This window comes from Ruminococcus sp. RTP21484sp1_RTP21281st1_A8_RTP21281_210402, from assembly GCF_040914025.1.
GTDB classification, from domain to species: Bacteria; Bacillota; Clostridia; order Lachnospirales; family Lachnospiraceae; genus Blautia_A; species Blautia_A faecis.
This window is the reverse complement of sequence record NZ_JBCPGE010000011.1, coordinates 15,485-27,528: the sequence shown is the minus strand read 5'-3', so window position 1 is coordinate 27,528 and position 12,044 is coordinate 15,485. Positions and strand designations below refer to the sequence as shown.

General features: G+C 45.2%; 7 protein-coding genes. All 7 read right to left on the bottom strand.

Annotated features, from left to right (window positions below):
- Positions 1-1,163 precede the first annotated feature (1,163 nt).
- Positions 1,164-2,987: an ABC transporter ATP-binding protein gene (locus AB5170_RS07110; protein ID WP_368361881.1), complete on the bottom strand. Its 1,824-nt coding sequence runs from the start codon at positions 2,985-2,987 to the stop codon at positions 1,164-1,166.
- The gene (locus AB5170_RS07105) at positions 2,978-4,951 is read right to left on the bottom strand and encodes an ABC transporter ATP-binding protein (protein WP_227199084.1); all 1,974 of its coding nucleotides are present in this window, start codon (positions 4,949-4,951) and stop codon (positions 2,978-2,980) included. The genes AB5170_RS07110 and AB5170_RS07105 overlap by 10 nt, the downstream gene beginning before the upstream one ends.
- Positions 4,952-4,994: 43 nt before the next feature.
- Positions 4,995-6,701, bottom strand: coding sequence for a hypothetical protein (locus AB5170_RS07100; protein WP_368361880.1), 1,707 nt, complete (start codon positions 6,699-6,701; stop codon positions 4,995-4,997).
- Complete coding sequence (locus AB5170_RS07095) at positions 6,694-8,982, bottom strand: CDP-glycerol glycerophosphotransferase family protein (RefSeq protein WP_368361879.1); 2,289 nt, start codon at positions 8,980-8,982, stop codon at positions 6,694-6,696. Before AB5170_RS07095 ends, AB5170_RS07100 begins: the two co-directional genes overlap by 8 nt.
- Before the next feature lies 1 nt (position 8,983).
- Positions 8,984-10,186 carry a glycosyltransferase gene (locus AB5170_RS07090; protein ID WP_187566084.1) on the bottom strand — a complete coding sequence of 401 codons (1,203 nt, stop codon included), beginning with the start codon at positions 10,184-10,186 and terminating at the stop codon, positions 8,984-8,986.
- An 83-nt stretch (positions 10,187-10,269) separates the two neighbouring features.
- Positions 10,270-11,535, bottom strand: a complete 1,266-nt coding sequence (locus AB5170_RS07085) for a CDP-glycerol glycerophosphotransferase family protein (RefSeq protein ID WP_148461864.1) — start codon at positions 11,533-11,535, stop codon at positions 10,270-10,272.
- A gap of 67 nt (positions 11,536-11,602) precedes the next feature.
- A complete protein-coding gene (locus AB5170_RS07080; RefSeq protein ID WP_118579597.1) occupies positions 11,603-12,019 on the bottom strand; it encodes an adenylyltransferase/cytidyltransferase family protein in 417 nt (138 codons plus the stop codon).
- Positions 12,020-12,044 lie beyond the last annotated feature (25 nt).

Genomic DNA, 12,044 nt, shown 5'->3' with positions numbered 1-12,044 from the left:
CCCCTGAACTAGGGACGGACCATATTAGACCGCAACCACCCTGTTTCCCCTTTGAAACAAGTACGAAAAGACAACGTACCGACATACGCGATTCCGATAACGGGGAACAACCGTGGAAACCTACTTGATGCAGTTCTTCACTTCGTATCTGGTTCCTGTTTGAAAAAACGGATACTTATGAAGCGTTCGGCTTCCCTTCTCGGGGATGATCTTCAAAACAGACCTGACGCTGCTTTCCACCGACACAGCTCTCTGTAGACAAGGTGCTTCTGTTTCTACTTCTTCCCTTCAAGGAATTTAATCCTTTTTTAATTTAGTTGTTTAACGAACTGAAGTAATTTTACTACTAAAATTCGGGGAAGTCAAGTATAATTATGCAATTGCTATTTAGTGTGTTGAAAGTTGTTCAAGGCGGACGCATTCGGACAATGGTGATTGCTCACTCGCCGGCGCAACGCTCCAGCGAACTAACTGCTAACTGCGACTAAATCGTTCAGGAGAGCCTTCACGATTAAGTCTCCGTAAGCAGTGGATTTCGCCTACGCTAAAACCGCGCCTGAAATGGCTCGCTAGAGCAATCACCATTGCCCGAATACTGTGTACTGGCTGGGACTTATTTGTACGTAGGAACTTTCAACAGGTGGGGAGGGGGAGTGACTGGTTTCCCTATACTGTATCACAAACGAAAGTTTATAAGGATTTTGCCGAAATTAGCGGCTTTTACAATTTCGATGAAGTATTTGCACATTTTTAGGGCTGTTTTGCAAGTAAAAAACTTGACATATTATTTTATGTGCCTTCGATATCCCATTTAGATGGTTGATACTTCGCAGCTTTATTAGTTTTACCTAATCTATCATTGCCAAGAAAGTATCGGGAAACCAATCACTCCCACCACCTCCTTGTTAAAAGTTCCTAAACAGCATCAGTTTCAGCCGACACACAGCATTTGGGCAATGTGTATTACTCCAGCGAGCCATTTCAGGCGCGCTCTTAGCGTAAGCGAAATCCAGCGCTTACGAAGACTTATGCGTGAGGGCTCTCCCGAACGCATTAGTCGCAGTTAGCGATTAGTTCGCTGGAGCGTTGCGCCGGCGAGTGAGTAATACACATTGTCCAAATGCGTCCCTCCTAAAGAACTTTTCAACCAATTAAATAGCAACTTAGCTAAGCACCTTCCTGGACTCCTCATCCGCAAATTGCTGCCGTACCAACTGGTAATAGTAGCCTTTCTTCGCCAACAGTTCCTTGTGTTTTCCCTGCTCTACGATCTTACCGTCACGGACTACCAGAATCAGGTCGGCATTTCGGATGGTGGACAAGCGGTGGGCGATCAGGAAGGAAGTGCGGCCTTTCAATAGTTTGTCTGTAGCCTGCTGGATCAACTGCTCTGTTTTGGTGTCGATAGAGGAGGTTGCTTCGTCCAGAACGAAAATGGCGGGATCTGCCAGTACTGCGCGGGCAAAGGAAATAAGCTGCTTTTCTCCGGTGGAGAGACGGTCGCCGCCTTCACCTACGTCACTGTCATAACCTTTGTCAAGCTTTTCGGCTACCTCATCGGCATGAACTGCCCTCGCAGCAGCCTTTACTTCTTCATCAGTGGCATCCAGTCTTCCATAACGGATATTCTCCATCACAGTCCCGGAGAACAGATGGGGATTCTGAAGCACATACCCGATGTTGCTGTGCAGCCACAACTGACTTCGCTCACGGTAATCTCTGCCGTCGATGAGGATTCTTCCCTTAGTGGGCTCAAAGAAACGGCAGGCCAGGTTCACCAACGTACTTTTTCCTGCACCGGTCTCTCCGACGATTGCCACATTGGTACCAGCCGGAATTTTCAGGTTGAAGTTGCTGAGCACCTCTTCTTTTCCATCGGGATACTGGAATGAAACATTTTCAAACTCAATGTCGCCTTTAATAGGTTCCCAGTTCTCCTTGTGGGGATCAAAGAAATCTCCATACTTTTCCAGAACCTCTGGGAAGTCTACCACCTGGGGCTTCTCTTCCAGAAGGGAGGTCACCCGCTCAATATTTGCCTGAGCAGAAATGCACTGGGACAAAATTCCTGCAAGCCTCTGAATTGGTTCAAAAATTCCAACTGCATATGCAGTAAATGCAGCAAGTGTTCCTATGTCCATACTTCCATTCAGAACCATAATGCCGCCACGCTCCAGTACAAGGGCAGTTGCCAGAGCTCCAAAGAAAACTACCAGCGGAATATAAATTGCATTTAATCTGGCAGCCTTGATAGACGCACTTCTCATCTCCTCAGTGACAGAGGCAAACTCCCGGAAGTTTTTCTCCTCCACAACCAGGGATTTCACAGTTTTCGCACCCATAATTCCTTCGTTATAGCCACTTGTGATCTTGGAATTGATTTTTCTCACCTGACGGTTCCATGTGAGGATCTTATTCTGGAAATACCAGGTAAGAACTGCAATAGCTGGAACGATCAGCATGATCACCAGAGCCAGTTTCCAGTTCAGAAACAGCATTGCCACAAACACACCCACTACATAAAAGATAGCCCACAGCATATCGATCACATCCCAGGCGATTAACTCTGTGATCCTGGCTACGTCGTTCATTACCCTGGACAGGATATATCCAACCGGAGTTGCATTGTAGTAGGAAAAAGACAACTTCTGAAGATGAACAAACAATGCCCTTTTCATATCACGGCCTGTTTCCACATCAAGTGTCATGCAGCCTCTGGTGAAACAGATGACGGACCACATCTGAAAGACGATCACTGCAATATACAGCGCAATAAATCCTCCAAGTCCTGCCAGAGTATTTTTCTCGATAAAGGAATCAATGGCCTGTCGCTGAAATAACGGCATGATAATATCCACTACTGAGCAGAGAATATTCATCACAATTACCATAATCAGCACATTTTTCCGGGGTGCAAGGAATGGAAAAACCTTTTTCCAGATGGAAATGTCAATGGACTTTGTATATTCTTTTTCTTCTATTCGCATGCTGCACCTCCTTCCATGAGACGGATGTCGCTGTTCATCTGGATCTCATAAATGTCTTTGTATGGTCCCTCCTGGTGGATCAGTTCCTCATGGGTACCCATCTGCTGGATTACTCCCTTGTCCATCACAATAATACAGTCAGCCTGCATAAGAGATGTGATCCGATGGGAAATCATAATAACCGTTGCTTTCTCCATCTCTTTTTTCAGTTCTTTGCGGATCTTGTTGTCTGTCTCCGTATCTACTGCGGATAGGGAATCGTCAAATACCAGGATCGGAGCTTCTTTCATCAGCATTCTGGCAATTGCAACACGCTGCTTCTGTCCACCGGACAAAGTGACGCCACGCTCACCTACGATGGTGTCATATCCGTCTGCAAAATGAAGAATTGACTCATCTACACAGGCAATCTCCGCTGCATGGCGGATTTCTTCATCCAGAAGCTTCTCCTTTGTGATGCCAATATTCTCACGGATGGTTCTGGAGAAAAGGAACGGTTCCTGGAGTACCATTCCGATGTTCTGGCGCAGGTACTGACGGTCAATGTCACGAATGTCTGTACCACCAATGGTAATACTGCCGCAGTCTTCCGGCAGATCATATAAACGGTTCAGTAAATGAACCAGAGTTGATTTTCCACTTCCGGTTGTGCCAAGGATTGCAAAGGTGCTTCCGGATGGGATTGTAAAATTGATATTTTTCAGGACCGGGTGGTCTGGGGAATAACTGAAAGATACATCGCGGAAGCAGATATCGCCATCCATGGCAGGTTTCATTCCAATGATATGTCCCAAAGTCTGCTTTTCTCCACAGCCTTTATTTTCGGAATCCTCACTCGTTCGCTCTGCTGTCCGCGCAGGAATCTTATAATCCAGAGTTGCCTCACTCTGTCCTGCCTTCTTCTTTTTCACAATATTCTCTGCATTTTCATTTCTGTCTGTAGACTTAGCTTCACACTTTACAGCAGCATCCTCTTCCTCAGCCTCCAGAATATAAGCCACACGCTCCATGGAAACCCCAGCCTTACTCATATCTGAAATAATCCTTCCCAGGCTTCGCACCGGCCAGGTCAGAGACGCATTGTAGGAAATAAATGCCATAAACTCGCCCAATGTGATCCGTCCATTCACGGCAAAAACAACACCAGTCACCATAACCACCAGCACCTGCAGGTTGGTGATCAAATCTCCCGATGCCCAGTAAACGCTCATCAGTTTTCCAAGATATACCCACAAATTGGAGTAGGCATTATTTTTCTCATCAAACCGATCGATCTCATACTTTTCTCTACCAAAAGCACGCACTACACGAACTCCAGTCAGATTCTCCTGCACGGTACTGGAAAGTGCCCCCTCCGCCTCATCAGCATCCTGAAAACGTTTCCCGATCCTGGAATAGAAATAGCAGGAATAACCGATGATCACCGGGAAAAAAGCTGCCGCAGCCAGTGTGATCTGCACATTCATGGAAAACATGATTCCCAGATACAGTACGATCAGGAAACAGATTCGAAACACCTCAGGCAGCTGCCTGCACACAAAATTACGGATCACTTCCACGTCAGAGGTACATCTCTGGATGATCTCCCCGGTCTGGTGCTTTACATGCCAGGAAAAAGGCAGATACTGGGTGTGGTGATACAAGGTGTCACGGATGGATTTCAGGAAATTCTCTGAGCCTTTTGCCAGGCACATTTTACTTAAGTAATTAAAAACTCCCGAAAGAACTGCCGAAGCAGCTACCAGAAGTGCTGACAAAAGCAGTGTCTGCCGCACATTCAGACCATCCGGGATTCCATCCAGCACCAGAATATGGTCTGCTGTGTATTTCACGATCTGTGGGATCAACGCATTACATGCTGTAAACAGCACCGAAAATAATAGCGTCCCCACAAAGAACCGGATATTTCCTTTCAGGAAACGGAAAATGATCCGGAATTTCCCGGTTTTATTCTTCGTATTCATACTTTCCCCCCATTTTATAGAAAAAGGACACTCCCTGAACGAATCAAGGAATGTCCTCCTTCACTCCAAAAGTTTTACATATTCTTTCCAATGCATCATATTCCAAGGCCTTGTTTCCTACATAACTCTCAAAGGCTCCAAAAAATTCCCAGGCCGCAGGCTGCAGATACAGTTCTTTTTTCACATATCCATCCAGGATCACTGCTTCTGGCAAAAAGCTTTTATAGGCGGCGCTCTGTGCCCCCAGCACATAAATCCTGTGCACCTTCGACAGCTGCTCCAATGCTTTTTTCTGCTCTGCAGTTGGTGCAAGCTCACCATTTACCAGAATACTTCCCGGAACCGGCTTTTGTACCAGCTTCATGGAAATACGCTCTCCCTGCAGGTTCCATTTCCCACACACAAGGTAAGTCTCACCATTGTAGGAAACCGTTTCCACCTGGTTTTCTTCTGGTCTGGCTGCAGCAAGTACCGGAAGGCGCATTATCCGAAGGCGGTTTTCCTTTCCGTAGTCTCCCAGCTGCTGGCAATCTGCCGGAGCATATATCCGGTCAAATACAGTAAGGGCTTTTCGCCATCTTGCCGGATATTTTTCATGGATGTAAGGCAGAAAATCAAGATCCACCAGAACTTTCATTTTTGCCGGTGCCTCTGCTGCCAGATAATATGGCAGATACCCGGTACTTCCAGCCATGATTACCACATCCCAGGAACTGCTGCCGAACAGCCTGCCCCACTCTCTTCTGGCAAGCATTCGCATATATCTTCGTATTTCCGGATTTTCCAGATAAAGAGCCGGATTTTTCTCAATCATACGGTAATTCAGGAAATCTTCCTCACTCAAAGTCATCCTTCCTGCGCCCATCACTTTTGGAAGCTCTTTTTCAAAGGCGAGAAATTCTTTCACATCTCCCCTGCTTCCAAGCCAGCCACTATAAATAACCGTATCATATTTTTCCCTATCCATACTGTCTGCAAGCTTTCGGACAACAAGCTTAGCCTCCCGCTCGGCTTTCCAGCTGCTAAGGATCAGGACTTTCTTCCTTTCCTCCTGATTTCGAAGGGAGAAAAACTCCATTCCAGGCACTGCATTCTGCCTTCGGATACACTCCAGAAGACTGCCTCTGCCTTCTTTTAATCCTTCCTTTTTCTCTATGATCACTTTTCCATCATAGACTTTTCCCAGGGTGCATTTTTCCAGCCATGCTTCCTTCGCTTTGCTCTTAGACGGAGCGTAGATATAATCTGTTTTCAGAATCTCCCTTGCCGTAACTGATAGAAATTCTGCAGTCTCCACAGACTTCCTATCATAAATTTCCAGCATGGGATTAAAATAAACCTGTGCTTCTTTTTTCACAAAAGAGCCTGGCAGAACCATATTACCGATAATGTAACCTGCCTGGGAAAGCGCCTCCAGATATTCACGACTTTCCTCTTTTACATAGTCCACACCTGTTTTTTTCACCAGATGAAAACCGCCTTTTATGCAGGCCGTAACACTCGCCTTCTCAGAGGAAACATAATTCTTCAGCGCATAGTCCAGCATTTCCAGAAGCAGGTCACTGCCAGGCTTTTTTTCATCTATAAGGAAGAAAAAATGGGAAGCATCCACCGGATTCCCGCATACCTCTGCGTAGGCATAGTTTTTGGAAAGTTCTTTCTTATTCTCATGAATGAATTTCAGAGCCTGACGTTTCACGCTCTCATAATCCTCCATATTATCTTTCAAAATCTTCTCTATCTCATTCATCTGAAGTCCTCTTACCTTCTATCAGCTCATCCAGCTTCTCACTCTGTTCCTGATTCCAGGACCTGGCCTGAAAGCTGTAAGGCATCTCTGTTGTGCAGTCTTCTGCCAGCAGCTTCATATTCATGGTTTTTGCAGCAAGGGTACCCAGGCTTTCTTCTTCCCCTTCCGGGCAGATAAAATAATCGCACAGATTCATAAATGCAAAGGGTTTCTCAAGCCATCCGGTAAGAATCACCCTTCCCTCCAGGTGAAGCTCTGAAACCATAGCTTTCAGCTTCTGATACCCTTTCCCTTTTCCGGTAATGTAAAGACAGGTATTTTTCTCCAGACGGCAAAAGGCTTTCAGAACGTTCTGGGCTTTCTGCTGGTACATACAGATATAATTGACTTTCTCTGTATCCGGTGCCGGAATGGCTTCCACGGTAATAACAGCTGGATTGTTTCCCTGGTATCTGGCAATAAAGTAGCTTTCTGTGGCAGATACGATTACCTGCTGGCCTGCCAGCTCCTTTGCAATCTGTTTTTCCCGGACAAAACGTGCATTGTATTGGAAAAACCGAACGCCATCCATCTCCTTTGCCACCACTGAAAACAGGCTCTTTTTCCCGGTAAGGTCAATTGCACAGTCGAATTTCGCCTCTCCAAACAGGCGCCTTGCCTCTCTCTTGTAAAAAGCATGTGGAATATCTTTTATTTTTCCCTTCAAAAACAGCTCATTCTGCGCGATTTCCTCCGCTTTTCCGTTAAAAGGCTGACCACGGTAAAGGATCCGAAGCCCGGCAGGAAGACCTATGATCTGTTCTTCTGCAAAATCGTCTCCACCACCGCACACAAGCAGGGTAACATCGTATTTCTGAAAATCCAGGTTCTCTGCAAGTCCAAGAAATGCTTCGGTGTCATCCCCCTCCGAAAAATCACCGGCATACATCAGAAGCTTTTTCTTTGGTGACTGCGCCTCATCCTGACAGGCTATACACCGGGAATCTTCTTTTCCGTGGAACACAATGTCTGCAAGGCGGCGGCAGACCTCTCCGTCATCTTGCGGACACGCCCAGGCTGCTTCCCTTTCGTAAACCTTCCGGTATGGCTCCATGGCTCTTTCGGCATCCTTCACATAATCTCCAAGCTGCTCATAAGTTTCTGCAACAGGACCCGGCAGCTTATCAATTCCGAAGTATAAGCCTCTGTAATTTTTATATTCTGCAAGATCCTGGATAAAGAACAAAATGGGCTTTTTCGATACCAGATAGTCAAAATAAATACTGGAATAATCGGAAATCAGAACATCTGTAGCACGAAGAAGCTCATTGGTATCTACGGTTGCAGGAATATACTGGCCGGTTATCCCCACTGTGTCTTTAATGTGGTAATATACAATCTGATGAGGCTTCACCAGCACCTGGTACTCCCTGGTATCCACATTCTCCTCGATAGTGCGGATCATCTTCTCATAGGCATCCAGGCTGGTATCAGGGCTGGAATACCTGCTGCCCTTCCAGGTAGGCGCATAAAGGATCAGCTTCTTCTTTGGATCTGCCTCCACGCCTGCCATCTGCAGCTTCTTAAATATGGCCTCCCGGTCTGTGTGAAAATAGCTGTCATTACGGGGCTGCCCGATTTCCAGGATTTTTCCGGGATAAAGATTTTTCATTTTGAACGCATTCTCATAAATCTCTGTCATAAAATGATTGGGCGCGATCAGATAGTCTGCTGCAAGGAAATTCCTTACTGTATTTCCTGCACTCACCTTGCCTGCCGGAATGTCAAATCCAATGGTTTTTAACGGGATTCCGTGCCAGGTATCCACAAAGATCTGCTCCTTGCGTTTGGTAAAATATCCGGGAAAGCTTACATTATTGATCAGATATTTGGCTGTAGCCAGATATTCCCTGTATTCTACAGACTGGAATTTAATAAATTTCACATTTGGATCATCCCTGTAAAGTCCCATCCATGGTTCATTATCCGAAAAATCGTCAATGACCCAGACATGGAGATACTCCTGAAATTCTGTCTGGGTCAGCAAATACTTGAAAATGGCATGAGGGCTGCAGGTCATGCCTCTACCCCCAAATGCCTCGTATAGTATACATTTTTCTTTTATGGGACTGTCAAGAAAATCCGCGTACTTCTCCCGAAGCTCCTCCGTAAGATTGTATTTTGCCTCATCCCGGGCTCTCTTTAAGGCAGCCTCAAAAGTGTCCTTTTCTTTACCGGAATTTTCATCCGGGCGGACCAGCTTTTTCACCAGCTTCTTCAGGTTGTTCACGGTGATCTTCATGTTACTTCCCCCTCTTCTTCGCAACTACACGTTCAAAAAGTCCGTCCCATTCCTTCACAGCCTTGTCGATAGAAAAATCATCAGACTTGGCAATGGCGTTCGCAGACATCCGGGCACGAAGCTCTTCGTCATGTGCCAGTTTCAGCATGGCCTGGGCAAATTTGTGGGGATCAAACGCTTCAGGAAGGAAACCGGTCTTTCCGTCATCAATGATCAGATCCATGGCGCCCATATGATAAGCGATCACCGGAAGGCCAAACTCAAAGGCTTCCATAATCACCATAGGCCAGCCCTCCCATCTGGATGGAAGAAGGAAAACAGAAGAATTCAGATAATACTTCTCAGGCTCATTGGTATATCCTACAAAATGGACACGCTTCTCCAGATGACGCTTCTTCGCATCTGCCCTGATCTGGTCAAAAAGATCTCCGTCTCCGATGATATCAAGCTCCCACTCCGAATCCTCTTTGCAGAACTCTTCAAAGGATTCCATCATCAGATCCAGTCCTTTGGCATATACGAAACGGGTCGCCATGAGAAAACGTTTGGATTTCACATCGCACTTCTTTTCACTGACAAAGCTTCTGGGATTGATTTTTACTTCACAATCTATTCCAAGCTTCTCCATATAGTCCCGCTTATCATAATCACTCAACACAATGTAGCGGTCCAGATTTGGCAGATACTGCTGAAGAAGGTTCTCCTGCTGCCAGAAGACGACAGGCTTCACATGAAGATATCCGTCATAGCAGTTATGCTGCCAGCCGATGGTTGCGGCTTTTAGCCGGGGCGCGATCATGGCAAGTCTCAGGCTTAAGGATGCTGTGGTAAGGATCACGTCATAATCCTGGGAATTGAAATATTCCACCCATTTCTCTCTTGTTTTTTTAGGAAAAATTGCTTCTGCAAGAATGGGATTCAAGCTTTTTTTATTAAACAGACCAGATCTGTCATTGAGCTTCTTCACCAGATAGCGGGCGCAGAAAGCCGGGGTATGATGCTTATTCACGAACTGGCTGTTGTCAATGAAATCCACATTGATATCTTCACTTAAATGATACATGGTGCGGTCTTCACGAAAGCGGTCTTCATAAGTCATGATCGTCACTTCATGCTCTTTCACCAGCTCGTTGGCCAACAGGGAAACCACTCTCTTGGTTCCGCCAAGATCAAAGATTTTTGTTATCCAGATACATATTTTCATGTTATATACCACCCCTGCAGGGGCTTCCTCCTTTTGCGGGATAAATCCTGAAGCATGTAAAAAAGGCTTTCGTATTTTCTCTGTTATACCGTAATTTTGAAATAATCCAGAACACGTTTGCAGTAATTATCTGTTACATTATGAGTCTTTGCAAGAATTGCCTTACGCTGATTCTCATAGTCATCTTTTCCATTTTTGACATCCAGAACAAACTGTTCAAACTGCTGTACATTGTAAATATGTTCTCCTGGCATGTATTCCAGTGGATTTTCAAATACCCATCCTCTGGACTCCGTATAGGCATCATAGTCATCCAGAGTAAATCCAATAGGTCTGTTGAGAAGCAGATAATCAATTGCCACAGAAGAATAGTCAGAAATCAGGGCATCCGAACAGTTGATAAACTCATAAAGCTGCAAGCCATTGTCTTCCAGATCCTGATTTTCCAGGTAAACAATGTTTGTCAGCACATTTTCTCCAAAGTCATATGGAATCTGGAGATAATGCTTCTTAATTACCACAAGTACATGATTATCACGACAGAAATTATTAAAATCAAGAAGCCGCTCCTTATCGTCCAGGATCGGGATATTAAATTCATTGTTCAGCGTTTCCTCATTCAGTCTCTCGCTGCTTGCATGACGGTAGGTAGGCATCCACAGGATCAGCCTGTCACTGTCAGCTGCTTTCAGAAGCTTTTCCTTATATGCTCTTGCGGCGTCGCTTCCCTTCATCATCTGATCGTAACGCGGATAGCCAAGTGCAAGAAGCTTCCTGGAACTGCAGCCAAAGAACTCTTTCTTCGTCTCAATAAACACATCTCCTGGCACCAGACAGTAGTCGAAAAATACCTTGCGGTTGTTCTTGTTCGCCTTGTAGCCGCAGCCATGCCAGAGATTTACAAAAGTCTGACCCTTTCTTGCCATTCCGATCCAGTTAAACGCCTGGGTGTAAAAAATAAAGGCTGAGGTCAATGCATAGCGGTAAGCTGCTGCCCTGCGGATCGTCGTGTTCTTCTTAAAATTGCGAACAAACTTCACATTCTCCGCCTGGTATTTCTTATACTTCTCCGGCTCATGAACAAGCCAGACAAGCTCATATTTTTTATTATATCCATTTGCAACCATATAATCAAAAAGAGCCCGGCAATTGTCTGTAAAATCATCATTTGTCTCAAACAGGATTCTGTTTTTCACCATACGCGGGGGGAATTTACGAAGTCGTCTCACTTTCCAGCGGTCATATAAAGCATAAGTCACATAGCCTTTGAATGTGGTGAACAAAGGTCCTGCGCCCTGCTCTTTCAGGATTTTTGAAAATTTCTTTAGAATTCTCTGTGCTCTTTCCATGGATTTTACCTTTCTTAATATATTACAATCCAGAGCCTGTTTAAAAAAGGCTCTAAATCAGTCCGCATTAATACTCTTTCAGTTTCTCACGAAGCATTGTAGAAGAAGTATCTTTGGTGTAGGGAAGATAAACCAGCCTGGCTCCCAGGGCTTCCATCTCTTTCCCGGTGCGCTCCCAGCGCTCATTTCCCTTCCAGTCATCTCCGATATAAATTTCATCGAAACGGATCTTATCCCAGATTTCTTTTTTATCAAGGGTATTCGTGATGATCACCTCGTCCACATATTTAATAGACCGGACGATCTCAGCCCGCTCTTCCAATGGCACGATAGGTCTTTTATTCTTATAGCTTTCCACAAGTTCATCTGTATTTACGCCTACGATCAGATAATCACATCTTCTCTTAGCATTTTTGATCAGGTTCAGATGACCGATATGAAACATATCGTAAGTTCCCTGTGTGTATCCGATTACCTTTCCCATTTATCCCTCTCCTGTATCTGTTTTT

Excerpts from the sequence above, each read along its gene's own strand:
- AB5170_RS07110 (WP_368361881.1), bottom strand. The coding sequence starts at position 2,987 with ATGCGAATAGAAGAAAAAGAATATACAAAGTCCATTGACATTTCCATC.
- AB5170_RS07105 (WP_227199084.1), bottom strand. The coding sequence starts at position 4,951 with ATGAATACGAAGAATAAAACCGGGAAATTCCGGATCATTTTCCGTTTC.
- AB5170_RS07100 (WP_368361880.1), bottom strand. The coding sequence starts at position 6,701 with ATGAATGAGATAGAGAAGATTTTGAAAGATAATATGGAGGATTATGAG.
- AB5170_RS07095 (WP_368361879.1), bottom strand. The coding sequence starts at position 8,982 with ATGAAGATCACCGTGAACAACCTGAAGAAGCTGGTGAAAAAGCTGGTC.
- AB5170_RS07090 (WP_187566084.1), bottom strand. The coding sequence starts at position 10,186 with ATGAAAATATGTATCTGGATAACAAAAATCTTTGATCTTGGCGGAACC.
- AB5170_RS07085 (WP_148461864.1), bottom strand. The coding sequence starts at position 11,535 with ATGGAAAGAGCACAGAGAATTCTAAAGAAATTTTCAAAAATCCTGAAA.
- AB5170_RS07080 (WP_118579597.1), bottom strand. The coding sequence starts at position 12,019 with ATGGGAAAGGTAATCGGATACACACAGGGAACTTACGATATGTTTCAT.